This window comes from Planomonospora antibiotica (assembly GCF_014647955.1).
Taxonomy (GTDB): Bacteria; Actinomycetota; Actinomycetes; order Streptosporangiales; family Streptosporangiaceae; genus Planomonospora; species Planomonospora parontospora.
In genome coordinates this window covers 72568-97266 of the sequence record NZ_BMQE01000018.1, presented here as the reverse complement: position 1 = coordinate 97266, position 24699 = coordinate 72568, and the positions used below count along the sequence as shown (strand labels likewise).

Sequence of the window (24699 nt, the reverse complement as noted above, 5' to 3'; positions counted from 1 at the left end):
TTTCAGGTGGCGGCCGCCGGGCGGTCATTACGTGTATGCGTTCACAACGCACCGGAGAGTCATGTTATGCCATGAAACGGACTCTTCGCTCATCGTCCGCGGCCAGCGGATAGTCCGGATCCGCGGTGGATCTTCATGGAATCTGCACGGGCGGCCGATACGCTCCGCTCCATGATCCGATCGAGGTGGGCGGGCGCGCTGGTCTGGGCGGCGCTGCTGCCGTTCGCGGGCTGGGCGGTGCTCCGGGTCACCGGCTGGACCCCCGTGTGGCAGTGGGTGGCGCTGGTGGCGTTCACCCCCTACGTGGCCGCGGCCTCGGGGGCGCCGCTGCTGCTGGCCCTGGGGCTGCGCCGCCGGGCGGCGGCGGCCGCCGCCCTCGTGGTGAGCCTCGTCCTCGCGCTGGCCGTGCTCCCCCGGCACTTCGCCGACGGAGACCCGCCCGCCGGGCCGCAGCGGCTGCGGGTGCTCGCCGCGAACCTGGCGGTGGGCGCGGGCGACACCGCGGCCCTGATGAAGCTGGTGCGGGCCCTCGACCCCGATGTGCTCGCACTGCAGGAGCTCACCCCGGAGGCGGTCGCACGCCTGGAGGCGGCCGGGCTGCGCAGGCTTCTCCCGCACACCGTCGACCGCTCGAAGAACGGGGTGTGGGGATCGGGCGTCTACTCCCGGTACCGCCTCTCCGAGCTGCCGCTGATCGAGGAGGGCAGGTTCCGGCAGGCCCGGGCCGCGGTCGAGCACCCGGGAGGACGCCGGATCGAGGTCGTCTCGGTGCATCCGTGCGCGCCGCGCTACGACTACAAGGTGCCCTGCTGGTTCGACGGGCTCCGGGCCCTGCCCCGCGCGGGCGGGGAGCTGCGGGTGCTCGCCGGGGACTTCAACGCCACCCTCGACCACGGTCCGGTGCGCGACCTGCTGGACAGCGGCTACCGCGACGCGGCCGACGCCACCGGGCGAGGACTGACACCGACCTGGCCGCAGCAGGGCTGGGAGCCCGTCCCCGGCGTCACCCTCGACCACGTGCTGGCCGACTCCCGGATGGCGGTGGACGCCTTCAGCGTGCACTCGCTGCCGGGCACCGACCACCGCCCGGTCTTCGCCGACCTGCGGCTGCCCTGACCCACCGCCCCGCCCTCCGGGAACCCGCCCCGCCCCTTCCGCTGATCCAGCACGCCTGGAAGAACGCAAAAAGACCATATTTCATCACTTGTTGATTTATTGTGCGGGGCAGGCTTACCGTTGCTTCCAGGAGGCGTGCCATGGAGATTCCGCTGGTCCTGAGGTTCGAGGAGATCGACGCCGGGATGCTGCCGCTCGTCGGCGGCAAGGCGGCCAACCTCGGCGTGCTCACCGCGGCCGGGTTCCCCGTCCCGGCCGGCGTCTGCCTCACCACCGAGGCCTACCGCCGGGTCACCGGGCGGTCCGGGGCGCTGGAGGCCGTGCTCGACGCCCTGGAGGTGACGTCCCCCACCGACACCCGGGCCCTGGCCGAGCTGGCCGGCACCGCCCGCGCGGCCGTGCTCTCGGCCCCGGTCCCCGAGGAGGTCGCCGACGCCGTACGACGCAGCGCGCACGGCCCCGTCGCGGTCCGCTCCTCCGCCACCGCCGAGGACCTCCCGGACGCCAGCTTCGCCGGGCAGCAGGACACCTTCCTGAACGTGGTCGGGCCGGAGGCCGTGCTGGAGGCGGTCCGGCACTGCTGGGCCTCGCTCTGGACCGACCGGGCCGTCGCCTACCGGGCGGCGAACGGCATCGCCCACCGCAGCGTGCGGCTGGCCGTCGTGATCCAGGAGATGGTGCAGGCCGAGGTCGCCGGGGTGATGTTCACCGCCGACCCGGTCACCGGGCGGCGCCGCCAAGCGGTGATCGACGCCGCTCCCGGGCTGGGCGAGGCGGTCGTCTCCGGCGCGGTCAACCCCGACCGCTTCACGGTGGACATCGCGACCGGGCGGATCACCGACCGGCGGGCGGGCGACAAGCGGCTGGCCGTACGGTCGCTGGCGGGCGGCGGCGTCGAGCGCGTCGAGACCCCGGCGGCCGGAACGGCGGACGAGAGGGCGGCGTCCGGAACGGCGGACGAGAGGGCGGCGTCCGGAACGGCCGGCAGGAGAACGGCGGGCGGGACCGCGGGCGGGATGAACGGGATCGCGACCGGGGTGGCGCGCCCGGCGGCGGAGGAGACCCCGGACGGGGCGGGGGGCGCGTTCTGCCTCACCGACGGGCAGGTCCGGGCCCTGGCCGAGCTGGGCGACCGGGTCGAGGGGCACTACGGGGCGCCGCAGGACATCGAGTGGGCCGTCGACCCGGGCGGCGCCCTCTGGCTCACCCAGTCGCGCCCGATCACCACCCTGCACCCGATCCCCCGCCACGCCGGTCCGGACGAGGCGGCGGGCGCCTCCGACGACCTCGACGACGGGCTCCGGATCCACGTCTGCCTCAGCCTCGCCCAGGGCCTCCACCAGCCGATCACCCCGATGGGCATGGCGGCCTTCCGGCTGATGTCGTCGGCCGCGCTCGGCCTGCTGGGCCATCCGGTGGCCGATCCCCGGGCCGGGGCGCCGCGGTTCGCCGAGGCGGGCGGGCGGCTCTTCCTGGACGTCACCGGGATCATGCGCAGCCGCGTGGGCCGGGCCCTCCTCCCCCGGGTGCTCGACGTGATGGAGGCCAGGTCGGCGGTGGTTCTGCGGACCCTGGCGGCCGATCCCCGGTTCGGCGTGACCCGGCGGTCCGTACGCCCCGCCCTGCGCCGGGTCCTGCGGGTCGCGGGCCGCCACCGGGTCCTGCCGCGCGCGCTGCGGGCGCTGCTGCGGCCCGAGAGCGCGCACCGGCACGCACGGGCGACCGAGTCGGCTCTGCGGGCGCACCTCGCCTCCCCGCCGGACGCCACCGCGCTCCAGCGCCTCGACCGGGCCGAGCTGATCCTGAGCCGCTGGACGTTCCGGCTCGTCCCGGAGGTGGCTCCGGGCCCGCTGGCCGGGTTCGCCATGTTCGGCCTGGCCGTGCGGCTGCTGGGCGGCCGCGCCCGCCCCGGCGAGCTCCCGACCGTGCTGCGCGGCCTGCCGCGCAACGTGACCACCGAGATGGACCTGGCCCTGTGGCACCTGGCGGCCCGGATCCGCCGGGACGCCCCCGCTGCCGCCCTGCTCCTGGGCACCCCCGCCGCCGAGCTCGCCGCGCGCTTCCACGCGGGGGCGCTGCCCGCCGTGGTGGAGGAGGGCCTGCGGGAGTTCCTGCGGGAGTACGGCGTGCGCGCGGTCGCCGAGATCGATCTCGGGGTGCCCCGCTGGTCGGAGGACCCGGCGCACGTCATCGGCGTGCTGGCCAACTACCTGCGGCTGGACGACCCGGCCCTGGCCCCCGACGTGCAGTTCGCCCGGGGCGCCGTCGAGGCGGAGGCCGTGGTGGAGGGTCTGGCGGCCCGGGCCGGGGGGCTGCGGGGCCGGGTGGTGCGCTTCGCCCTCGGCCGCGCCCGCGCGCTGGGCGGGCTGCGCGAGTTCCCCAAGTTCCTGCTGGTCACGTCCCTGGCCGCGGCCCGCGCGGAGCTGGCCGCCGTCGGCGGCGAGCTGGCCGGGCGCGGCCTGCTCGCATCCCCGGACGACGTCTTCTTCCTGACCCTGCGGGAGGCCCGCACCGCCCTGACCGGGCCCGACGCGCCGACCGGGCTCGGCGCCCCGGCCGGGGCGAACGCGCCGGCCGGATCCGCGCCGTCGGCCGGCATCCGGACTCCGGGCGGATCCCGGCCGTCCGCCGGGCCGGAGGCGCTGCGCGCGCTCGTCGCCGGACGGCGCGAGGAGGCCGCCCGCGAGCGCCGCCGCAGGCACGTGCCGCGCGTGCTGCTGTCCGATGGGACCGAGCCGGAGGCGGTCGCCGGCGCCGCCGTCGCCGCGGACGGCGCGCTGACCGGGACCCCGGCCTCGGCGGGCGGCGTCACCGGCCTCGCCCGGGTGGTCCTCGACCCGGTGGGCGCACACCTGGAGCCCGGCGAGATCCTCGTCTGCCCGTCCACCGACCCCGGCTGGACCCCGCTGTTCCTGACCGCGGGCGGCCTGGTGATGGAGATGGGCGGGGCCAACTCGCACGGCGCGGTGGTCGCCCGCGAGTACGGCATCCCGGCGGTCGTCGGAGTGGCCCGCGCGACCGGGCGGATCGTCACGGGCCAGGAGATCACCGTGGACGGCACCTCCGGCACGGTCACCGTCTCCGCCTCGCCCGCCGCGTCCTGAGCGGGGGCGCCGTACGGCCCCGGTCGGCGCCGCGTGACGCCGGTCACTTCCGGTTGACCTCAAGCAAAGTCGAGGTTCGAGACTGCTTCTGACGGATGCGAGTGGGCACGACGTGAGGAGAGCGGCCATGAGAGTGATCGAGGCGAAGGCGTTCGGCGGGCCCGAGGTGCTGGCGGTGCGCGAGGTTCCGGACCCGCTCGCCGGGCCGGGGCAGGTCGTGGTCGGCGTGGCCGTCGTGGACACCCTGTTCGTGGAGACCCAGATCCGCGGCGGGGAGATGGGCGGGTACTTCGACGTGCGGCCGCCGTACGTGCCGGGCGGAGGGATCGCGGGGCGGGTGCTCTCCACCGGGGAGGGGGTGGACCCCGCCTGGACCGGGCGGCGCGTCGTCGCCAAGACCGGCGCGGCGGGCGGCTACGCCGAGCGGGCGGCGGTCCCGGTGGAGGCGCTGGTCCCCGTGCCCGACGGCCTGGACCTGCCCGACGCCGCGGCCCTCGTGCACGACGGCGTCACCGCGCTGGGCGTCTTCGAGGCGGCGCAGGTCCGGGCAGGGGAACGGGTGCTGGTGACCGGGGCGAGCGGCGGCATGGGGTTCCTGCTCGTCCAGCTGGCGCACGCGGCGGGAGCCCGGGTCATCGGCACCGCCCGCGGCGCACGGAAGACGGACCTGGTCCGGGAGCTCGGCGCAGAGGCCGTGGTCGACCCCTCCGAGGAGGGCTGGGTGGAGCGGGTGCGCGAGCTGACCGGTGGCGCCGGAGCCGACGTGGTCTTCGACGGGGTCGGCGGGCGGATCGGCGGTGAGGCGTTCGGGGTGACGGCGCGCGGCGGCCGGTTCTCCGCGCACGGCGCGCCCACCGGGGGCTTCGCCGAGATCGACCCGGAGGAGGCGCGGGAACGCGGGGTGAGCCTGCGCGGCATCCGGGACGTGCAGTTCGCGCCCGAGGAGGCGGAGCGGCTGACCGTACGGGCGCTGGCCGAGGCCGCGGCGGGACGCCTCCGGCCGGTGGTCGGGCGGAGCTTCCCGCTGGAGCGGGCCGCCGACGCGCACGCCGCGATCGAGGCCCGCGACGTGGTCGGCAAGACCCTGCTGGTGGTCTGAGCGTCGTCCCGGGCCTCGTCGGGAGCCGTCCGGAACGGATCCCGACGAGGCGCGGACGGACCGTCGGAAACAGGCCGGGGGCGTGAACGGCCGGTCCCGCGGGGCCGGTTCCAGGAGATCGTCCCGGCCGGGGCGGACGGGTAGCATGCGCGCATGTCCCGGGTGCGTCTGCGTCGTTCGGTCCGCGCGATCATCCTCGATGAGGAGGACCGCATCCTGCTGTGCCGGTTCGTCATCCCCAAGCCGGCCGGGACGATCGTCGTGTGGGCGGCGCCCGGCGGGGGCGTCGAGCCCGGCGAGACCGCCCTCGCCGCCCTGCGCCGGGAACTGCGCGAGGAGGTGGGACTCGCCGTCGACGCCGACCCGCCGCACGTCTGGCGTCAGGAGGTCGTCGAACCCGGGCACGCGGTGGGCTACGACGGCGTGGTCAACGACCACTTCCTCATCCGCACCGCGTCGTTCGATCCGCGCGGCGCGATGTCCGACGCCGAACTCGCCGCCGAGAACCTCACCGGCTTCCGCTGGTGGCGGCTGCCCGAGATCGCGGATTACCGCGGCCCCGACCTGTTCTCACCGCGCGACCTTGCCACCCCGCTGGCAGCGCTGATCACCGGAGGGGTCCCGGCCGGGCCCGTGCCGCTCGGCCTGTGATCCGGGTGCGCGACCGTGCTCGGCACCCGGACCAGCTATCAGGAGCCGGCGGATCAGCTGCCCGCCGGGGGGAACGCCTCTGGATTCTTCTCGGGGTCGCCGATGTCGTTCCACCCGGGGAGGTCTTCGAGCACGCACTCGCCGACCGGTCCGTTCGCCAGTTCGAAGGAGAACGACCAGAGCGTCCGCGGCTTCTCCGGGCCCGATGTCTGATCGGAGTTCTCCGCGACCTCCATGACCGCCGTCTGCTCCCGCCCGATGCGGTCGGGGAAGATGCGGATGCTTCCTCCTCTCTCCAGGTCGAACGCCCGCGCCGAGGGAGAGCCGTCCAGCTTCCGCCGTACCTCGGCTTTCACCTTCGGATCCGTGCTCGTCAGCTCCTTCCAGGGAATCTTCGGGTCCGCACCGGCGAAATCCCTTGAGCATGTCTTGCCAGGCGGGCTGTAGCGGACCTCGGCCCTCACTCCGAGAGCGGCCAGGTCCCGCTCCAGCAGTTCGGGATCCCGGAATTCATTGATCTTGACCGTGATCGACCCGTCCGCCTGTCTTGCCACCGCGTAGGCCGGGTTCTCCGTGCCGGTGACCGTCGGCACGATGATCAGCGCCGCCGCGATCCCGGTCGCCCCGGCACCCACCAGCAGACGGCGTCGCAGTCGCGAGCGGCTGCGGGCTCGCACCGCCCGTGCACCGATCTCTTCCTTGAGCTCCATGAGCAGCGTCTCCTCGAAGTTCATCACAGTCCTTCCATCACGACGGGCGGGACGACACCGGGAACCTCGCGTAGGGGGCGGCGGGCGCGATGCAGCCGGACCCGGGCGGTCCCCTGCCGGATGCCGAGAGCGGCGGCGGCCTCGGTGAGCGACAACTGGTCGACCACCATCAGCTCCAGCACGGCACGTTCACCGTCCGGCAGCTCGGCCATGGCCTGGAAGGCCCGCCGGGCCGCGCTCCCGGCGTCCAAGCGCTCCTCCATACGTGCCAGATCGTCCCCGTCGAGGCGCCGGCGCCCGCTGACGCGGTCGGTCAGCCGCAGCTCGCGTGTCGCCCGGCGCCGTTCCGCGGAGAGCGTGTTGCGCGCCACGCCGTACAGCCAGCCGACTTCGCTGCCCAGGTCGGGCCGGTAGGTGTGCGCTGAGTCGAGCACCGCGAGAAACACCTCGGCGACCAGGTCGGCGACCGTGTGCGGGTCGTCGACCCGGCGGGCCAGGAACCTCGTGACCGTCTCGATGTGGCGCCGGTAGAAGGCTTCGAAAGCCTCGGGGTCGATGGATATCTCCACCGGCCCGCTTCGTCTGAGGCGCACCGGTCGTGCTCCCTTCCTCGTCCTCCCGAATACACCTCTGCTTGGAAGGAGGCGGCCGAAGCGTTACACGCTGCGGCACAGACCCGGAACGGTCCTGCGCATGGTTCGTTCAGTGCAGGTGCCGTCTCTGAGCGTGTCCTCCGCCAGCCCCTCTCCGTCAGGCCGCCGTAAGACGACGGACGGCCGCGGGAAGGCTCCTCGACCGAGCGCCAGCGGCGATGCATGATGGCGGGATGCCGTACGCCGAGGTCTTCGCCCGCAGCATCGCCGATCCCGAGGGCTTCTGGGGAGAGGCCGCCCGGGCCGTCGCCTGGGGCAGGGCTCCGGAGCGGGTGCTGGACGACGCGGACCCGCCGTTCTACCGGTGGTTCCCCGACGGGGAGCTGAACACCTGCTTCAACGCGCTGGACCGGCACGTCGAGGCGGGGCACGGCGGGCGGATCGCGCTGGTGTACGACAGTCCCGTCACCGGGACGTGCCGGCGGATCACCTACGCCGAGCTGCTGGAGGAGGTCGCCCGCTTCGCCGGGGTCCTGCGGGACCTGGGTGTGGCCCGGGGCGACCGGGTGGTGGTCTACATGCCGATGGTCCCCGAGGCGGTGGTCGCCATGCTCGCCTGCGCGCGGCTGGGGGCGGTGCACTCGGTGGTGTTCGGCGGGTTCGCGCCGAAGGAACTGGCGGTCCGGATCGACGACGCCCGGCCCCGGGTCGTCGTCTCGGCCTCCTGCGGGATCGAGCCCACGCGGATCGTGCCGTACAAGCCGATGCTGGACGCCGCGCTCGACCTGGCGGAGCATCGGCCGGAGCACTGCGTGATCCTCCAGCGCGAGCAGGCCCCGGCGGAGCTGGTCGAGGGCCGGGACGTCGACTGGGCCTCCACGCGGGCCGAACCGGCCGGGTGCGTGCCGGTGCGGGCGACCGACCCGCTCTACGTCCTCTACACCAGCGGGACCACCGGCCCGCCCAAGGGCGTGGTCCGCGACAACGGCGGGCACGCGGTGGCCCTGCTGTGGAGCATGAAGAACGTCTACGGCGTGCGGCCCGGCGAGGTGTTCTGGGCCGCCTCCGACGTCGGCTGGGTGGTCGGCCACTCCTACATCGTGTACGGCCCGCTGCTGCTGGGCGCGACGACAGTGCTGTACGAGGGCAAGCCGGTGGGCACGCCGGACGCGGGCGCGTTCTGGCGGGTGGTCGCCGAGCACCGGGTGAACGCGCTGTTCACCGCGCCGACGGCGTTCCGGGCGATCCGGCGGGAGGACCCGGACGCGGCGCTGCTGGGCGCCCACGACGTCTCGTCGCTGCGGACGCTGTTCCTGGCCGGGGAGCGGCTGGACCCGGACACCTACCGCTGGGCCGCGGAGAGGCTCGGCGTCCCGGTGATCGACAACTGGTGGCAGACCGAGACCGGCTGGCCCGTCGCGGCGAACCTGCGCGGCCTGGAGCCGATGCCGGTCAAGCCCGGCTCCCCCACGGTGCCCGTGCCCGGTTACGACGTGCGGGTGCTCCGCCCCGACGGGTCGGAGTGCGGCCCCGGGGAGGAGGGCGCGATCTGCATCCGGCTCCCGCTCCCGCCGGGCGCCTTCCCCACGCTCTGGCAGGACGACGAACGCTACGTGAAGTCCTATCTGTCGGCCTTCCCCGGCCACTACCTGACCGGCGACGGCGGCTACCGGGACGCCGACGGCTACCTGTACGTGATGGGCCGCACCGACGACGTGATCAACGTGGCCGGGCACCGGCTCTCCACCGGGTCGATGGAGGCGGTGCTGGCCGCGCACCCGGCGGTGGCCGAGTGCGCGGTGATCGGCGTGGCCGACGAGCTGAAGGGCCAGGTGCCGCGCGGCTTCGTGGTGCTCAAGAGCGGCGTGGACGCCGACCCGGAGGCGCTCCGGGCCGAGCTGGTCCGGGCGGTGCGGGAGGAGGTGGGGGCGGTGGCGGCGCTGAAGCGGGTGGACGTGGTCCCGGCGCTGCCGAAGACCCGGTCCGGGAAGATCCTGCGCAAGACCATGCGGGGCATGGCCGAGGGCGCCGACGAGCCGGCGCCCTCGACGATCGAGGACCCCGCCGTGCTGGACGCCCTCCGGCCGGTCATCGCCCCGCCCCGCCGGTCCTGAGGCGCCGTGAGACCCGCAGGCCGAGGCTCACGGGCTCCGGACCGCGTCGCGGGACCGCTCGGCGCCGTCCGCGCCGGGACCACCGGATCCGCCGGACCTCCGGGACCGCTGCGGCGCCCGGTAGGCCCACTGCCAGACCAGTTCCAGCGGTCCCCGGTCGAAGCGGCGCAGCCAGAGCGCGGCCAGGACGGTGAACAGGGTGCAGATGCCCGCCCACGCGGCCACCGGCCACCACGGCCGCTGGTCGGCCAGGCGCGCGGCCAGGCCGAGTCCCCAGCCGTAGCAGAGCGCCGCCGCCACCAGGTTCTGCAGCACGTAGCAGCTGAGCGCGGTCCGGCCGACGCCCGTCAGGCCGCGGCGCAGGAGGCCCGGAGTCCCGGACAGGCGGTGCGCGACGGTCGTGACCAGGGCGAGCAGACCGAGGGCCACCAGCGGCGGCAGCAGGTAGCGGTCCACCAGGAACCAGCCCTCCCCGGCGAAGGAGGTGAGCAGGTTCAGCGGCGCGCCGACGCCGAACCCGAGGTGCATGAGCCTGCGGCGGAGCCGCGTACCCCGCTCCGAACCCTCGAAGACCCCGGCGCGCATCAGCCGCGAGCCGAGCAGGAACAGCACGATGCCCAGCGGGACGATGAACACCGCCTCCAGCCGGTAGAAGGCGAAGGACTCGATCCGGGCGGCGACCTGGTCGGGGTAGCTCCCCTCGGTGAACAGCGTGACCGGCCCGTCCGCCGGCCCCGCCTGCTGCTCCGGCGCGCTCAGCAGCGCGGCGGTGAGCAGGCCGACCACCGCGGTGAACGCCGATCCGACGCCGATGATCCACCACCGGACGGCGCGGTCGCTCCGGCCGATCAGGTAGGCGACGATCATCGAGGTCACGGCGTAGCCCATCAGCACGTCGAACTCGAAGATCAGCAGGTAGTGGATCAGCCCTTCGGCGAACAGCAGCGCCGCCCGCCACAGGTACCAGCCGGGCCAGGGCGTGCCCCGCCGCCGCGCCGAGCGGTACTGCAGCTCCAGGCCGACCCCGAACAGCAGGGTGAGCAGGGCCAGGAACTTGCCGTTGGTCAGGAACCGCAGGAGGGTCTCCAGGACGCCCGCCGGCTCCAGCGCGGCGAGGGCCCCCGCCGGCCCGGCGGGGCTGGTGAAGATCCAGATGTTGGTGCCCAGCGTGCCCATGATCGCGACTCCGCGGAGCACGTCGAGCGCGTCGATACGCTGACTCGTCATGCCCTCCACGATCCCGGCCGCAGCGGCGCCGGACATCGTCGTACGGACCCATCCGGGCCGTACACCGATGGATGTACGGCCCATGGCCTTCGTCGGTCCTCGGCCTCCGGCGCACCGCGACTTTCGGCGGACCCCGGCCTCCGGCGGACCCCGGCTTGCCGCGCACCGGATCGCGCGGCCCGCCCCGGCCCGGCCCGCTAGAGGTGGTCGGCGAGGAAGGAGGTCACCGCGTCGACGGCCCGGGTGACGTACGGCTCGGCGTCGTAGAGGTCGATGTGCAGCCGGGTGTCCAGCCAGACGAGCTGCTTGGGCCCCTCCATCCGCTTGTAGGCCTCCTCGGCCCCCTCCGGCGAGCAGAACCGGTCGACGACGCCGTGCACGATCAGCCCGGGACGGGGCCCCAGGAAGTCGGCGCCGGTCATGTTGTCCATGGTGATCAGCTCGCGGACCGACGCCCGGGTGACCTCGTTGCGCCAGTGCGGCGAGGCTCCGCGGGAGGTGCCGTAGTAGGCGAACGGCTCGTCTCCCGGCATCGCCGCCTCGCCCTCCTCCGCGACGGCCGGGATGTACTCCACCGGGCCGCCGAGGTCCTGGCGCTCCAGGACCTCGGCGAAGGAGGCCAGCGCCTCCTGGTATCCGGCGGGCGACATCCCGGCGAGCATCGTGTAGGGGTTGTTGTAGGCCCCGGCGATCCCGGCGAAGACCCGCACCCGGGGGTCGAACGCGGCGAACTTCAGCGCGTAGCCCGCGCCGAGGCAGATCCCGACCGCGCCGATCCTGCCGCCGTCCACCTCGGGCCGCGCCCGCAGCAGCGAGACGGCGGCCCGCAGGTCGCGCAGCTTGCCCTGCGGATCCTCGTCGCAGCGGGGCTGCCCGCCGGACTCGCCCCAGTTGCGGTGGTCGAACGCCAGCGTCACGTATCCCGCCTCGGCCAGCCGGGCGGCGTACCGGCCGGTGACCTGGTCGCGGGTGCCGGTGAACGGCCCGGTGAGGACCAGCGCCGGATGCGGCCCCGGCCCTCCCGGGCCCCGCAGGTCGCCGACGAGCGTGACGCCGTCGGCGGTGAACTCAACCCTCTCGGTCATCTCCCCAGTCTGTACGGCCCGCCCTCCCGGCGCGAGCCGGAGGCGCGGGCCGTACGGGGTCCCGTGCGGGATCCCGCATCCGGAAGCCGGACCCGTGCGGAACCCCGCATCCGGAAGCCGGACCCGTGCGGAACCCCGCATCCGGAAGCCGGACCCGTCCCGGTCAGGAGTCGAAGCCCAGGCCCATCCGGTCCAGGGTCCGCAGCCAGAGGTTGCGGCGGCCCTGGTTGAGGTCGGCCCGGGCGATCGACCAGCGGGTCAGCTGGATCCCGGCCGAGCGGACCGGCTCCGGCGGGAAGGGGATCGGCTTCTCCCGGACCATCCGGAGCCGCGTCCGCTCGGTCTGCCGGCCGGCCAGCAGGTCGAGCATGACGTTGGCGCCGAAGCGGGTCGCCCCGACGCCCATGCCGGTGTAGCCGACGGCATAGGCGACGCGCCCGCCGTGCGAGCGCCCGTAGAAGGCGCTGAAGCGGCTGCAGGTGTCGATGACGCCGCCCCACCGGTGGGTGAAGCGCAGGCCCGACAGCTGGGGGAAGGTCGTGAAGAAGTGCTCCGCGAGCGTGGTGAAGGTCGCGTCGCGCTGCTCGTACTCCTGCCTCATCCTGCCGCCGTTGTAGTAGACCGCGTCGTAGCCGCCCCACAGGATGCGGTCGTCGGCGGTCAGCCGGTAGTAGTGGAACCGGTTGGCCGAGTCTCCGACGCCCTGCCGGTTGCGCCAGCCGATCGAGGCCAGCTGCTCCGCCGAGAGCGGCTCGGTGACCAGCGCGTAGTCGTAGACCGGGACCACGAAGTGCTTCAGCCGCCGCAGCAGCGGCGGGAAGACGCCGGTGCCCAGGGCGACCGCGCGCGCCCTGACGGTGCCGTCCCGGGTCAGCAGTTCCATGCCGGTCGGGGTCTCCCGCATGTGGCGGACCGGGGTGCGCTCGTGGATGCGCACCCCCTTCTCCAGGCAGGCCCGGCGCAGGCCCCACGCCAGGGCGGCCGGGTCGAGCATCGCGCAGCCGTCGCGCTCCCACATGCCGCCGACGTAGGTGGGCGAGTCCACCTCCACCCTGACCTGTGCGGCGTCCATCACGTCGAACCGCACGCCCATCTCGCGGGCGGTCTCGGCGTTGCGGTGCATCTCCTCCAGCTGCCAGGGTTCGGTCGCCACGTGCAGTTCGCCGGTGCGCTCGTAGCCGCAGTCGATGCCGTACCGTTCGACGGTCTCGCCGATCTCGTCGAGGTTGCGCAGGCCCAGGTGCTCCAGGGTCCGGACCTCCTCGGGCCAGCGTTCCAGCCCGTTGGCGATGCCGTGGGTGAGGGTCGCCATCGCGAAGCCGCCGTTGCGGCCGGTGGCCGCCCAGCCGATCCTGCGTCCTTCGAGCAGGACCACGTCGAGCGACGGGTCGCGTTCCTTGGCCATCAGGGCCGTCCACAGCCCCGAGAAGCCGCCGCCGACCACCGCGAGATCGGCGGTGGTGTCTCCGGTGAGCCGCGGTCGCGGCTCGGGTTTCGCCGGACTGTCCAGCCAGTACGGCTTGCGCTCCGCATCAGCAAGAGCCTTCAGCGGATCCACAGATCTCACTTCCCTACGTGAGTCAGGTCCTTCTCGTATGTGGTGTCGTGTGATCTGGGGGGATCACACGCGGGTTCCCCCCGCCTGATTCCGATCTCGCCTCCCTGTTCCGTGCCGGGGCCCTGTCACGGGCGCGGATGCGCCGAGGCCCCGCCTCCTCCTCCTGCGCAGGAGGGGGACGCGGGGCCTCGGCGTGGTCAGGTGCCGCGCCGGCGCGCGGTCACCGCGTTGAGCACGGCGATCGCGACGCCCGCGGCGAAGATGAGCGTGCCGATGACGTTGACCTGCGGCGGCACCCCGATCCGGGTGGCGCCCCAGATCCACAGCGGGAACGTCTGGACGTCCCCGCCGGTGGTGAACTGGGTGATGACGAAGTCGTCGACGGAGAGCGCGAAGGCGAGCAGCGCGCCGGCCACGACGCCCGGCAGGATCATCGGGAAGGTGATCCGCCAGAACGTCGTCCAGGCGGAGGCGCCCAGGTCGCGGGCGGCCTCCTCGATCGAGGCGTCCATGCCGACCACCCGGGCCCGCACGGTGATCGCCACGAACGAGAGCGAGAAGAGCACGTGCGCGATCACCACGGTCCAGAAGCCGGTCTCCACCCCGGTGCTGATGAACAGCGAGAGCAGCGAGGCGCCCATGACGAGCTCGGGCGAGGAGATCGCGGCGAACATCATCAGGTTGGTCGCGCCCTGCCCGCGGAACCGGTGGCGGCCCAGGGCCAGGCCCATGAGCGTGCCGAGCACCGTGGTGACGAGCACGCTCAGCAACGCGATCTTCAGCGAGTAGTCCACCGCGTCGAGCAGCTGGGGGTACTCGTCCAGGCGGCCCCACCACTTGGCGGTGAAGCCCTGCCAGCTCACGTTGGACTTGCTCCGCGTGTCGTTGAAGCCGAAGACGATCATCACCGCGATCGGCAGGAGCAGCCAGGCGATGACCAGCCAGACGTAGACCCGCAGGAGCCGGTCGCCGGCCCGGCCCCGCGGCCTCGTCCGCGCCCTGCCCGCGCTCTCGGGTTCGCTCGCGCTCATCGGGCCGCCGCCTCCAGCACGTTCTCGGTCCCGAGCGCCCTGGCGTAGGCGAAGATGCCGACCAGCATCGCCGCCATCAGCGTGAAGGAGAGCGCGGCCGCGGTCGGGTAGTCGTTGTTGACCAGGTACTCGGTCTGGATGATGTTGCCGATCATCGTGTTCTCCGGCCCGCCGAGGATGGCGGCGTTGACGTAGTCCGAGGTCATCGGGACGAACGTCATCAGCACCCCGGCGAACACCCCGGGCAGCGAGAGCGGCAGCACGATCCTGGTGAACGCCTCGCGCCGGGAGGCGTACAGGTCCTGCGCCGCCTCCACCGTCCGGGGGTCGACCCGCTCCAGCGCCACGTAGATCGGCAGGATCATGAACGGCAGGTAGTTGTAGACCAGCCCGCCGATCACCGCGGCGGTCGTCTGCAGGACGTGGAAGTCCCCGGGGAGCAGGCCCGCCGACTTCAGCGGCGCCAGCAGGATGCCGTCGTCGGCGAGCAGGAACTTCCACGACACCGTGCGCAGCACGAACGAGACGAAGAACGGCAGCAGCACCAGCAGCAGGTAGGTGGACTTGCGGGCGCCGCCCCGGAACGCGATCCAGTAGGCCACCGGGTAGGCCAGCAGGATGGACAGGGCCGTGGCGGCCAGGCCGTACCCGGCCGAGCGCAGGAACTGCGTGCCGTACTGGCTCAGCACGTCGCCGTAGACGCCGACGTTGAACGTCTGGGCGAAGCCGTTGACCAGGTCGCCCTCCTGGGTGGAGACCGAGGCCATGAAGACCATCGGCACCACCAGGAAGACCGCCAGCCAGAGGCCGCCCGGCAGGACGAGCAGGTAGGGGGTGAGGCGTTTCATGCGGTGCTCAGCCCTGGGTGATGGGCTGGAAGATGTCCTCGAAGACCTTCTCCTCCGCGGGGCTCAGCACCTTGTACGAGCGCAGCTTCGCCATGTCGGCGTCGGAGGGGTAGATCATCGGGCTGGCGGCCACCTGCTCCAGGAACTCCTTGTCCTCGCCCTTCTCCGTGGCGGCCTTGGCGGCGAGGATGTCCTTGGTGGCGGGGACGGGGGCGATGTAGTTGATGTACTCCACCAGCATCGCGGCGATCTTCGGCTGGTAGACGTAGTCCATCAGCGTCAGCGCGTCCACCGGGTTCTGCGCGGTCTTGGGGATGCACATGTTGTCGGTCCAGATCGTGCCGCCCTCGGCGGGCACCACGAACCTCAGGTCCTTGCCCTCGGCGACCTGCTGGAAGACGTCGCCCGACCAGGCCATGGTGATCCACACGTCGCCGCGGACCAGCGCGTCGACGTAGTCGTTCTCGTAGTACTTGCGCACCAGGCCCGCGTCGCGCTGCTGCCGGAGCTTGTCCCCGGCCTTGCGCCAGTCGGCCTCGGTGGACTTGTCGGGGTCGATGCCCAGGGCGAACAGGCCGAAGTTCGCGACCTCCTGGGTGTCGCTCATCATGCCGACCTTCCCCTTGTACTTGGGGTTCCACAGGTCCTCGATGCTGGTGACCTCGTCGACGTACTTGGGGTTGTAGGCGATGCCGGTGATGCCGCCCGCCCACGGGACCGTGTAGGTGTTGCCCGGGTCCCAGACCGGGTTCTTGAAGCGCGCGCCGGCGTTGGCCGCGAAGTTCGGCAGTTTGGAGTGGTCGAGCGGGACCAGGTAGCCGAGGGCGATGGCCCGGTTGAGCTGGATGCTGTTGGTCAGCACCATCAGGTCGTGGCCGATGTCGTTGCCCGCGGCGAGCTGCGGCTGGATCTTGCCGAAGAAGGCGGGCATCTCCTGGATGGCCTCGGCGTAGGTCACCTGGATGCCGGTGTCGGCGGTGAACAGCTCCAGCGACGGGTACTTCTTGCCGTCCTTGTCGATGTAGAGCGGCCAGTTGGCGAAGCGCAGCGTGCCGTTCTTCTTCTTCGACGCCCAGTAGTCGGCGACGGCGTCCTTCTTCGGCGGCGCGGCCTTCTTGCCCTGCACGCCGCAGGCCGACAGGGCCAGGCCCGCGGCCGACAGCCCGGCCAGCCGGAAGGCGTCGCGGCGGGTCACGGAGCGGCTCTGCGTCATGCCGCGCAGGAAGGCGGGGGTGGTGCGGGGGTCCATGTGGGGGCTCAACTTCCGATCGCGTACGAGTGGTGCGGCTGCCACGACAGCCACACGGCGTCGCCACGCTCCGCCGTACTCGTGCTGTCCAGCGCGTTCTGTTGGAACACGGTGACCTCGGCTCCGTCGGCGAGGCTGACCGCATAACTGTTGTACAGGCCCAGGTACACCACCTCGGACACGGTCCCGCGCACGGCGCTGACGCCCCCGGCGGGCTCCTCGGTGGAGATCGTGATCTTCTCGGGGCGCACGGTGACCGCGATCGCGTCCCCGGCCCGGTGCGGGGCCTCCGCGACCAGGACCCGGCCCTCCTCGCCCAGCCGCAGGACCGCCGAGCCGGACTCGACCCGGTCCACGGTGCCGCGCAGCAGGTTGGAGGTGCCGATGAACCCGGCCACGAAGGCGGTGGCGGGCCGCTCGTAGATCTCCCGGGGCCCGGCGAGCTGCTCGACCAGGCCGTCGTTCATCACGGCGATGCGGTCGCTCATGGTGAGCGCCTCGCTCTGGTCGTGGGTGACGTACACGAACGTGATGCCGACCTCGCGCTGGATGCGCTTGAGCTCGATCTGCATGGCCTGGCGGAGCTTGAGGTCCAGAGCGCCGAGCGGCTCGTCGAGCAGGAGCGCGCGGGGCCGGTTGACCAGCGCTGGCCGCCGGACATCTCCCTGGGACGGCGCTTCTCGCGGCCCGTGAGGTCGACGATCTCCAGCATCTCACCGACCCGCCGGGTGATCTCCGCCGCGGGGACCTTCTTGCGCTTGAGGCCGAAGGCGACGTTCTCCCAGACGTTCATGTGCGGGAAGAGCGCGTAGGACTGGAAGACCATGTTCACGTCGCGCTTGTCGGGCGGGACGTCCGTGACGTCCCGGCCGTGCAGCCGCACCGTGCCGCGCGACGGCTCCTCGAAGCCGGCGATCATGCGCATGGTGGTGGTCTTGCCGCACCCGGAGGGGCCGAGGAGCGAGAAGAACTCGCCCTCGGCGATCGTCAGGGTGACTCCCCTGACCGCCTGGACGACCTCACCGCGGGCGAGGTACTCCTTGACGACTCCGTCGAGTTCGATGGCGGGCACCTGGGGTGCGTCGGAGGCGGCCGCGGCCGCCTCCGTGCCCGCCTGGGGTTCGGTCATACCAGGCTGTCCCTCTGTCTCGCGGCTATTCGCCGATGTAGTGCATGACGTGCTTGACCCGGAGGTAGTCGTGCAGGCCGAAGACCGACAGGTCCTTGCCGTAGCCCGAGTGCTTGAACCCTCCGTGGGGCATCTCGGAGACGAACGGGATGTGCGTGTTGACCCACACGACTCCGAAGTCGAGCCGCTTCGACATCCGCATCGCCCGGCCGTGATCGGAGGTCCACACCGAACCAGACAATCCGTACTTTACGCCGTTCGCCTTGGCCACCGCGTCGGCCTCGTCGGTGAAGGTCTGGATGGTGATCACCGGGCCGAAGACCTCGTGCTGCACCATCTCGTCGTCCTGCTGCAGGCCGTCGACGACGGTGGGGGCGAAGAAGTAGCCCCGGTCGCCGATCCGGTGGCCGCCGGTCAGGACCTTGGCGTGGCCGGGGAGCCGGTCGAAGAAGCCCGCGACGCGCTCCAGCTGGAGGGCGTTGTTGAGCGGACCGTACAGGGCCTCGGTGTCGGACAGATCGCCGGTCCGGGTGTTCGCGGCGGCCTCGGCGAGCGCGGCGGCGAACTCGTCGTGGACGTCCTCGTGGACCAGCACCCGGCAGGCGGCGGTGCAGTCCTGCCCGGCGTTGTAGAGGCCGGCCGTGGCGATGGACTCCGCAGCGGCCTTCAGGTCCTTGACGTCGTCGAAGACGACGACCGGGGCCTTGCCGCCGAGCTCCAGGTGGACCCGCTTGAGGTCCTCGGCGGCGGTCTTGGCCACCGCCATGCCCGCGCCGACCGAACCGGTGATCGCGACCATCTGCGCGGCCGGGTGGCCGACGACCAGGGCGCCGGTCTCGCGGTCGCCGACGACCACGTTGAAGACGCCCCTCGGCAGGACCTCGCCGATGATCTCGGCCAGCTTGACCGTGGAGACCGGGGTGGTGTCGGACGGCTTGAGCACCACGGTGTTGCCGGCGGCGAGCGCGGGGGCGATCTTCCAGACGGCCATCATCATCGGGTAGTTCCAGGGCGTGACCTGGCCCACGACGCCGATCGGCTCGTGCCGGATGACGGAGGTGTGGTCGGCGAGGAACTCGCCGGACGTCGGCCCCTCCAGGGTGCGGGCGGCACCGGCGAAGAAGCGGAAGTGGTCGGCGGCGACCGGGGTCTCGTCCTCGGCCATCCGGGCCAGGGGCTTGCCGGTGTTGCGGCACTCGGCCTCGTTCAGCTCCCCGGCCCGCGCCTCGATCGCGTCGGCGACCTTGAGCAGCAGGTTCGCGCGCTCGCCCGGGGTGGTCTGGCTCCACGACTCGAACGCGGCGGCCGCGGCGGCGTAGGCTTGATCGACGTCCTCCGCCCCGGAGACCGGCGCCTGGAGGTAGGCCTCCCCGGTGCACGGGTCGATGACGTCGGAGAATCGGCCGCTCTTGGCGTCCACGAACTCACCGTTGACGTAGTTCTGCAGACGGGTGGTCACCGTTGACCTCCTGTGAAGGGGGCTGAGTTGTCGCGACTCTTACAGAGCCGGGATATCACGACAAGGGATTTCGTTGCGAAGATACCAAATTGCTACGGAATCGCTTGACAGAAGGCCGATAGCTGACAACATGTCGCATCGAAGCCGCAACCCGACGGCGACAGCCCCGCAGTCCAGACGCGAGGGAGCGCGCGCATGACGACGCCACCGAAGGTCCGCCGCGACCACGACGGCAGGCCCGGCCCCGTCGTGCTCGACGACATCTCCAAGCAGATCATCGAGCAGCTGCAGAGCGACGGGCGCAAGCCGTACGCGGCGATCGGCAAGGCGGTGGGCCTGTCCGAGGCCGCGGTCCGCCAGCGGGTCCAGCGCCTGCTCGACGCGGGCGTCATGCAGATCGTCGCGGTGACCGACCCGCTGACCCTCGGCTTCCCCCGCCAGGCCATGATCGGCATCAAGTGCGAGGGCGACCTGGAGACGGTGGCCGACGAGCTCTCCGCCATCAAGGAGATCGACTACGTCGTGCTGACCGCCGGGTCCGTCGACGTCATGGTGGAGGTGGTCTGCGAGGGCGACCAGCACCTCCTGGAGATCCTCGGCAAGATCCGCGCCATCCCCACCGTCCGCGCGACCGAGACCTTCGTCTACCTCAAGCTCCACAAGCAGACCTACTCCTGGGGCACCCGCTGACGGTCTCCTGAGGCGCCCGCGGGCGGGTCTCCCGGGACGCGCCCGGACGCCCGCCGCTCAGCGGCCGAGGTGGCGCTCCACGACGCCGACGAGCTCGTGCAGGAAGTCGTCCACCTGGCTCACCGCGTATCCCGGCCGGAAGACGACCGTGCTGAACCTGGCCTCGCGCACGTCGTCGGGGGTGACCGGCTGGTCGGTGGTCCCGCGCAGCGTGGCCGCGACCCGGTCGAGGAAGACGTCCACCTCCCCCTCGTCGTAGCCCATGCCCAGCCGTCCCGCCCGGAAGGCGACCCGTTCGATCCTGGCGGCCTCCTCCTCCCCGGAGAGAACGGGCTCCCCGCCTCCCGGACCACCCGGTCCTCCATCCCCCTCGACGCCCGGACGCCGTTCCGGGTCCCGCGTCCGGTCCCGTTCCGGGCCCTGCACCCGGTCCTGCTCCGGGCCCCGTTCCGGGTCCTGCGTCCGGGCCCGTTCCGGGTCCTGGACGGCCGGCGCAGCCGTCGCCGTCTCCTCCACCGCGGGCGGAGCGGGCGGGGCAGGCGGAGCCGCGGCCGAGACAGGTGGGGCGACGGCGGCTTCCTGTTCGTCCGGCGTCCCGTCCGGCGGGCCGTTCTCCGCTTCCGCCGGGACCTCGGCCGGGTGGTGACCGGCCGTACGCGCCTCCACCGCGCGCTCCCCGGCCGCGAGCGTCTCCACCGCCACGATGAAGGCGTCCAGCGCGTAGTCCACCGCGGTCTCGTTGTAACCGCCGAGCTTCACCCGGAAACGGGCCTCGCGGATCTCGTCGGCGGTGATCGGCGCGTCGGTCGGCGCGCCCCTGCCGAGGGTGCTCTCGATCCGGTGGATCAGCGCGTCCACCTGGTCCGGGTCATAGCCGTAGCGCACGCCCAGCACCCGTGGAAAGCGGTTCAACCCCGCATCCTTTCCGTCCCCGTATACGGCGTTCTCGTGTGATCCCCATTCTGACGGGACGAGGGCCCGCAAGGCGAGGCCCGGCGGTAGGGTGACGGGCCTATGCGGCTTTCCGACGTGTCCTTCCGCTACTCCCGCCGGGGTCCCTGGATCCTGCGGGACGTCGGGGTCTCCCTCCACCCCGGGTCCGTCGTCGAGGTCACCGGGCGCAACGGGGCGGGGAAGTCCACGCTCCTGCGCCTGCTCGCCGGGGTCGTCCCGCCGTCCCGGGGCTCGGTCGCCGAGCGGCCCGCCGTCGTCGGATACGCCCCCGAGGTGTTCCCGGTGGACCAGCCGTTCACCGTCTCGGCCTACCTCGCCCACATGGCCGGGGTCCGGCGCGTCTCCCCCGCCTCCGGTACGGCGCTCGCCGAGCGGCTCGACGCGACCCACCTGCTCGACCGGCCGCTCGGCGACCTGTCCAAGGGCAGCGCGCAGAAGATCGGCCTGATCCAGTCCCTGCTGGCCCCGCCCGGCCTGCTCATCCTGGACGAGCCCTTCGCCGGTCTCGACGAGCCGACCCGCGACGAGCTTCCCGTGATCATCGGCGAGATCGCCGCCCGCGGCGGTGCGGTCGTGGTCAGCGACCACCAGAACCAACTGCGCGACTTCCCCGGCGCCGGCCGCTGGCTGGTCACGGACGGCACGGTCACCACGCGGGACGGGGAGCGGTCGCGCCGGGCGGTCATCGAGGTGACCGTGGACGCCGCCGATGCCGACGAGCTCGAGCAGAAGCTCCGCGCCGACGGCCACACCACCAGGCGGATCTCCTGAGCGCCCGCGGCCCTCTCGCCCCTCGGCGGAGGCGGGACCGCCACGGTCCGGGGGAGCCCCCCGCCGCGACCCGCGTCACCCGGCGGGAACAGGACCGCCGCAGGCCGGAGAAGACCCCCACGACCGCCCGCACCCCTCGGAGCGCCCGGTGACCGTCGCCCTCACCCGGTTCAAGCTGGCCGCCTACGCCAGGTCCCACCGGTTGCTGCAACCGCTGCTCGCGCTGTTCACGATGATGCTGATCTTCTACTCGACGGTCGTCCCGGACGGCAAGCAGCTGGCCTCCTACGCCGACTCGGCCGGGCTGCTGATCGTCGTCTTCGCCTGGGCCGCCCGGGGGCTGCTCGACACCGAGCCCGCCGCCCAGCGGGTGGTCTCGATGACGGCGGCCGGAGGACCCGGCCGGGAGGTCCGCGCCGGGCTGCTCGCGGCGCTGGCCGTCAACCTCGGCCTGGCGGCGATCGCGGTGGCGCTGCCGCTGCTCCACGGTTTCGCGGTCCTCCCGTCCTCCGGCGACCTCGCCAGGGGGGCGGCGCTGCACCTGATCGGACTGAGCGCCGGGACCGCCCTGGGCGCGCTGACCAGCAGGCCGATCCTGTCCTCCCCGGCGGCCTCGATGCTGGCGCTGTTCGGCGGCTACCTGGGTCTGCTGCTGCTCAGCCTCACCCCGGCCGCCGGGTTCGCGGTCCCGATCATGCCGTGGATGCGCGCCGCCAACGCCGGGACCCTCGACACGGTCCTGCTCCCGGTCACGGCCGCGACCCTCTTCTGGGCCGCCGCCGGCACCCTCGCCTACGCGCGGCTCCGCCGTACCCGGCCCTGACCGCGGTCGCTCCTGACCACGCCCGGCCCTGACCGCGGTCGCTCCTGATCAAGCCCGGTCCTGACCGCGCCCGGCGACCGCGCAGCTCCCGGCGACCCCTCAGGCGGGGCGCAGGCCGCCGACGTCGTACAGCAGCACGTCGTTGCCGGCGGCCACCGCCAGGACGAGCCCGTCGCCGCTGAAGGCCACCGCGTGGACCTGGCCGAGAGGCAGGGGCGGCCGCAGGCTCCGGCGGGTGGCGACGTCCCACAGCCAGACGCCGTCCTCGTCGGTCCCGGCGGCCAGGACGGTCCCGTCGGGGCTGCACGCCAGGCCGTTGACCGTCGAACCGGACCCCTTGAACACCGGTCCCTCCGGTTTCCGGGAGGCCACGTCCCAGACCCGCACCACCTTGTCGTAGCCCGCGCTCGCCAGGGTGGTGCCGTCGAGGAAGACGACGGCGTTGACCTGGTCCTTGTGGCCGTCCAGCACTCCGGCGGCCTTGCCGGAGGTACGCCACAGCCGTACCGCGCGGTCCCATCCGGCGGTGGCCAGCAGCCGCCCGTCGGGGCTGAACGCCGCACCGGCGACCAGCTGGCCGTGGCGCATTGAGGCGCCCTCCTGCCGGCGGTCGGAGGTCCGCCAGAGCCGGACCCACTCGAATCCGCTGCCGGTGACGAACCGCTCCCCGTCGGGGCTGAACCCCGCGAAGAAGGCGCCGACCACCGGCTTCCCGACGCGCCGCCCGGAGGCCACGTCCCATACGTGCGCCTCGGTGTCGCGCACCCCGCCGACGCTGACCAGCCTCCGGCCGTCCGGGCTCAGCGCCACCCCCTGGACGTAGAACTCCCGGTCGTCCAGTTCGGCGGTCACCTCACCGGCCGGGACCTTCCACAGCCGGACCTTGCCGTCCCAGCAGCCGGCGGCCACCGTACGGCCGTCGGCGGAGATCGCGAGGCCCTGCACCAGGTTGCCGTTCCGCAGCACCAGCGGCTCGCCCGGACCCGACGGGATCAGCCGGGACGGGCTCGGGGTGGCGGCGGCCGCAGACGCCGTCGGCCCGGCCGAGGCCGCAGAGGTCGCCGCAGAGGCCGACGGAGACGGGGGCGGGGTGCTCGCGGCCCTCGGATCCGGGCCGGGCGAGGAGGTGACCGGCCCGGCCCCCTCCCGCAGATAGCGGGGGAGCAGGATCGCGGCCGCCGTCACCGCACCGGTGACCAGCGCGCTCCCTCCGCCGATCAGCAGGCTCCGGCGGGAGAGCCCGCCCGGCGGGGCCTCCGCGCCCCGGAAGGGGCCGGTGGGCGGCGCCGCGGGGAAGGCGCCCTCCGCCGGCGCGGTCGGGCCCCCGCCGCCTGACGACGGCTCCGCCATCCGGGAGGGACCGGTGGGCGGCTGCGCGGTCCAGGAGGGACCGGTGGGCGGCTCCGCGCCGAACGACCCCTGGCCGAATGCCTCCTGCGGAGAGGACGGCCCGGTCGGCGGAGACGGCGGCGCCCCCGGCGGGAAGGCCTGCCAGGCCGACGGCGGCGGTGCGCCCACCGGCACGACCGGGCCCTGCGGGGGCCGTCCCTGCGAAGACGGCCCGGTCGGCGGAGGCGGCTGCCCGAGCCGTCCCATGGCCGTGCTCAGCAGGTCTCCTCCGGCGGGCGCCGCCGTACCGGAACGCACCGCCCCGTCACCGGTGATCAGCGCCAGCAGGACCTCCTCGGCCGTGGGCCGGTGCTCGGGCGCCTTGGCCAGGCACCGGTCGACGACCGGCCGCAGGCCGGCCGGGAGGCCGGTGAGGTCGCACTCCTGGTGGAGGATCCGGTAGATCAGCGCCGCCAGGGCGACGTCACGGCCGAACGGCGTCCTGCCCGTCCCGGCGAACAGGATGGTCCCGGCCCAGCTGAACAGGTCGGAGGGCGGTCCCAGCCGCCCTCCGGAGAGCTGCTCGGGCGACATGTACGGCGGGGTGCCCATCACGCTGACGGACGTGGTGGCCATGTCCGTGCTGCGCGCGATGCCGAAGTCGACCACCCGCGGCCCGTCGGGACCGAGCAGGACGTTGGCGGGCTTGAAGTCGCGGTGGACGATCCCGGAGCGGTGGATCGCCGCCAGGGCGGTGGCCGTGCCGATCGCGAGCCGTTCCAGGTCGCGCGGATCGAGCGGCCCTCGCGAGCCGACCCGCTGCTCCAGCGACTCGCCGTCGATGAACTCGCTCACCACGTACGGCTGGTCACCGGCCGTGCCGACGTCCAGGATGCGCGCCGTACAGAACGGGGGCACCCGGCGGGCCGCCTCCACCTCGCGCAGGAACCGCCTGCGGACATCGGGGTCACCGGCGACGTGGGCGTGCAGGACCTTGATCGCGACCCGCGTCCCCGAGGGCGACTCCCCGAGGTGCACGACCCCCTGCCCGCCCTCGCCCAGGCGGCCGAGCAGGCGGTACTCCCCCAGCCGGACCGGATCGTCCGGACGCGGCGGTCGCGGTCCCGGCATGTGCGTCTCCCGGCGTCGTGCGGTCTCG

The 24699-nt window shown here is 73.2% G+C and carries 19 protein-coding genes and 1 pseudogene; 8 read left to right on the top strand and 12 right to left on the bottom strand.

Translation table 11 applies throughout. The features are described from left to right. Positions 1–171: 171 nt before the first annotated feature. The 4 genes from IEZ06_RS18295 (at position 172) to IEZ06_RS18280 (ending at position 5970) form a co-directional block, all read left to right on the top strand. Positions 172–1116, top strand: coding sequence for an endonuclease/exonuclease/phosphatase family protein (locus IEZ06_RS18295; protein ID WP_189237912.1), 945 nt, complete (start codon positions 172–174; stop codon positions 1114–1116). A gap of 140 nt (positions 1117–1256) precedes the next feature. Next, positions 1257–4220, top strand: a complete 2964-nt coding sequence (locus IEZ06_RS18290) for a PEP/pyruvate-binding domain-containing protein (RefSeq protein WP_189237911.1) — start codon at positions 1257–1259, stop codon at positions 4218–4220. 127 nt (positions 4221–4347) lie between these two features. Beyond that, on the top strand, positions 4348–5319 hold the full coding sequence (locus IEZ06_RS18285) for a zinc-binding dehydrogenase (RefSeq protein WP_189237910.1): 972 nt from the start codon (positions 4348–4350) through the stop codon (positions 5317–5319). A gap of 153 nt (positions 5320–5472) precedes the next feature. Next, positions 5473–5970, top strand: a complete 498-nt coding sequence (locus tag IEZ06_RS18280; protein WP_189237909.1) for an NUDIX domain-containing protein — start codon at positions 5473–5475, stop codon at positions 5968–5970. 53 nt (positions 5971–6023) lie between these two features. On the opposite strand, the gene IEZ06_RS18275 is transcribed toward IEZ06_RS18280, so the two are convergent. Both IEZ06_RS18275 and IEZ06_RS18270 read right to left on the bottom strand, forming a co-directional pair. Then, positions 6024–6704 carry a hypothetical protein gene (locus IEZ06_RS18275; protein WP_189237908.1) on the bottom strand — a complete coding sequence of 227 codons (681 nt, stop codon included), beginning with the start codon at positions 6702–6704 and terminating at the stop codon, positions 6024–6026. Continuing rightward, positions 6704–7273, bottom strand: coding sequence for an RNA polymerase sigma factor (locus IEZ06_RS18270; RefSeq protein ID WP_229798308.1), 570 nt, complete (start codon positions 7271–7273; stop codon positions 6704–6706). Before IEZ06_RS18270 ends, IEZ06_RS18275 begins: the two co-directional genes overlap by 1 nt. A 233-nt stretch (positions 7274–7506) precedes the next feature. Between IEZ06_RS18270 and IEZ06_RS18265 the strand changes: the two genes are divergently transcribed. After that, complete coding sequence (locus IEZ06_RS18265; protein ID WP_189237907.1) at positions 7507–9387, top strand: propionyl-CoA synthetase; 1881 nt, start codon at positions 7507–7509, stop codon at positions 9385–9387. 27 nt (positions 9388–9414) lie between these two features. On the opposite strand, the gene IEZ06_RS18260 is transcribed toward IEZ06_RS18265, so the two are convergent. The 8 genes and pseudogenes from IEZ06_RS18260 to IEZ06_RS18225 form a co-directional block, all read right to left on the bottom strand. Further along, entirely contained in the window at positions 9415–10614 is a 1200-nt protein-coding gene (locus IEZ06_RS18260) for a DUF418 domain-containing protein (RefSeq protein WP_189237906.1), read from the bottom strand. A 197-nt stretch (positions 10615–10811) separates the two neighbouring features. Then, positions 10812–11699 (bottom strand): alpha/beta hydrolase, encoded by an 888-nt coding sequence (locus IEZ06_RS18255; RefSeq protein WP_189237905.1) that lies wholly within the window; start codon positions 11697–11699, stop codon positions 10812–10814. 163 nt (positions 11700–11862) lie between these two features. Continuing rightward, complete coding sequence (locus tag IEZ06_RS18250) at positions 11863–13257, bottom strand: NAD(P)/FAD-dependent oxidoreductase (RefSeq protein WP_189237936.1); 1395 nt, start codon at positions 13255–13257, stop codon at positions 11863–11865. 197 nt (positions 13258–13454) lie between these two features. After that, positions 13455–14288: an ABC transporter permease gene (locus tag IEZ06_RS18245; protein WP_189237904.1), complete on the bottom strand. Its 834-nt coding sequence runs from the start codon at positions 14286–14288 to the stop codon at positions 13455–13457. Then, complete coding sequence (locus IEZ06_RS18240; RefSeq protein WP_189237903.1) at positions 14285–15136, bottom strand: ABC transporter permease; 852 nt, start codon at positions 15134–15136, stop codon at positions 14285–14287. Before IEZ06_RS18240 ends, IEZ06_RS18245 begins: the two co-directional genes overlap by 4 nt. 7 nt (positions 15137–15143) lie before the next feature. Then, positions 15144–16385, bottom strand: coding sequence for a polyamine ABC transporter substrate-binding protein (locus IEZ06_RS18235; protein ID WP_189237902.1), 1242 nt, complete (start codon positions 16383–16385; stop codon positions 15144–15146). An 8-nt stretch (positions 16386–16393) separates the two neighbouring features. Further along, a pseudogene (locus IEZ06_RS18230) lies at positions 16394–17514 on the bottom strand (ABC transporter ATP-binding protein). Positions 17515–17539: 25 nt separating this feature from the next. Next, positions 17540–18973: a gamma-aminobutyraldehyde dehydrogenase gene (locus IEZ06_RS18225; RefSeq protein WP_189237901.1), complete on the bottom strand. Its 1434-nt coding sequence runs from the start codon at positions 18971–18973 to the stop codon at positions 17540–17542. A 195-nt stretch (positions 18974–19168) separates the two neighbouring features. On the opposite strand from IEZ06_RS18225, the gene IEZ06_RS18220 reads away from it, so the two are divergent. Then, positions 19169–19663, top strand: coding sequence for an Lrp/AsnC family transcriptional regulator (locus IEZ06_RS18220; RefSeq protein WP_068895123.1), 495 nt, complete (start codon positions 19169–19171; stop codon positions 19661–19663). 57 nt (positions 19664–19720) lie between these two features. Here IEZ06_RS18220 and IEZ06_RS37225 read toward each other — a convergent pair whose 3' ends face one another. Then, complete coding sequence (locus IEZ06_RS37225; protein WP_189237900.1) at positions 19721–20575, bottom strand: DivIVA domain-containing protein; 855 nt, start codon at positions 20573–20575, stop codon at positions 19721–19723. A 102-nt stretch (positions 20576–20677) separates the two neighbouring features. Between IEZ06_RS37225 and IEZ06_RS18210 the strand changes: the two genes are divergently transcribed. Together IEZ06_RS18210 and IEZ06_RS18205 are read left to right on the top strand one after the other, a co-directional pair. Next, positions 20678–21388: an ABC transporter ATP-binding protein gene (locus tag IEZ06_RS18210; RefSeq protein ID WP_189237899.1), complete on the top strand. Its 711-nt coding sequence runs from the start codon at positions 20678–20680 to the stop codon at positions 21386–21388. 148 nt (positions 21389–21536) lie between these two features. Further along, complete coding sequence (locus tag IEZ06_RS18205; RefSeq protein WP_189237898.1) at positions 21537–22211, top strand: hypothetical protein; 675 nt, start codon at positions 21537–21539, stop codon at positions 22209–22211. A 99-nt stretch (positions 22212–22310) separates the two neighbouring features. Here IEZ06_RS18205 and IEZ06_RS18200 read toward each other — a convergent pair whose 3' ends face one another. Next, positions 22311–24671, bottom strand: a complete 2361-nt coding sequence (locus tag IEZ06_RS18200) for a serine/threonine-protein kinase (protein WP_189237897.1) — start codon at positions 24669–24671, stop codon at positions 22311–22313. Positions 24672–24699 lie beyond the last annotated feature (28 nt).

Coding starts and splice junctions, on each gene's coding strand:
- IEZ06_RS18295 (WP_189237912.1), top strand. CDS start 172: ATGATCCGATCGAGGTGGGCGGGCGCGCTGGTCTGGGCGGCGCTGCTG.
- IEZ06_RS18290 (WP_189237911.1), top strand. CDS start 1,257: ATGGAGATTCCGCTGGTCCTGAGGTTCGAGGAGATCGACGCCGGGATG.
- IEZ06_RS18285 (WP_189237910.1), top strand. CDS start 4,348: ATGAGAGTGATCGAGGCGAAGGCGTTCGGCGGGCCCGAGGTGCTGGCG.
- IEZ06_RS18280 (WP_189237909.1), top strand. CDS start 5,473: ATGTCCCGGGTGCGTCTGCGTCGTTCGGTCCGCGCGATCATCCTCGAT.
- IEZ06_RS18275 (WP_189237908.1), bottom strand. CDS start 6,704: ATGAACTTCGAGGAGACGCTGCTCATGGAGCTCAAGGAAGAGATCGGT.
- IEZ06_RS18265 (WP_189237907.1), top strand. CDS start 7,507: ATGCCGTACGCCGAGGTCTTCGCCCGCAGCATCGCCGATCCCGAGGGC.
- IEZ06_RS18260 (WP_189237906.1), bottom strand. CDS start 10,614: ATGACGAGTCAGCGTATCGACGCGCTCGACGTGCTCCGCGGAGTCGCG.
- IEZ06_RS18255 (WP_189237905.1), bottom strand. CDS start 11,699: ATGACCGAGAGGGTTGAGTTCACCGCCGACGGCGTCACGCTCGTCGGC.
- IEZ06_RS18245 (WP_189237904.1), bottom strand. CDS start 14,288: ATGAGCGCGAGCGAACCCGAGAGCGCGGGCAGGGCGCGGACGAGGCCG.
- IEZ06_RS18240 (WP_189237903.1), bottom strand. CDS start 15,136: ATGAAACGCCTCACCCCCTACCTGCTCGTCCTGCCGGGCGGCCTCTGG.
- IEZ06_RS18235 (WP_189237902.1), bottom strand. CDS start 16,385: ATGGACCCCCGCACCACCCCCGCCTTCCTGCGCGGCATGACGCAGAGC.
- IEZ06_RS18220 (WP_068895123.1), top strand. CDS start 19,169: ATGACGACGCCACCGAAGGTCCGCCGCGACCACGACGGCAGGCCCGGC.
- IEZ06_RS18210 (WP_189237899.1), top strand. CDS start 20,678: ATGCGGCTTTCCGACGTGTCCTTCCGCTACTCCCGCCGGGGTCCCTGG.
- IEZ06_RS18200 (WP_189237897.1), bottom strand. CDS start 24,671: ATGCCGGGACCGCGACCGCCGCGTCCGGACGATCCGGTCCGGCTGGGG.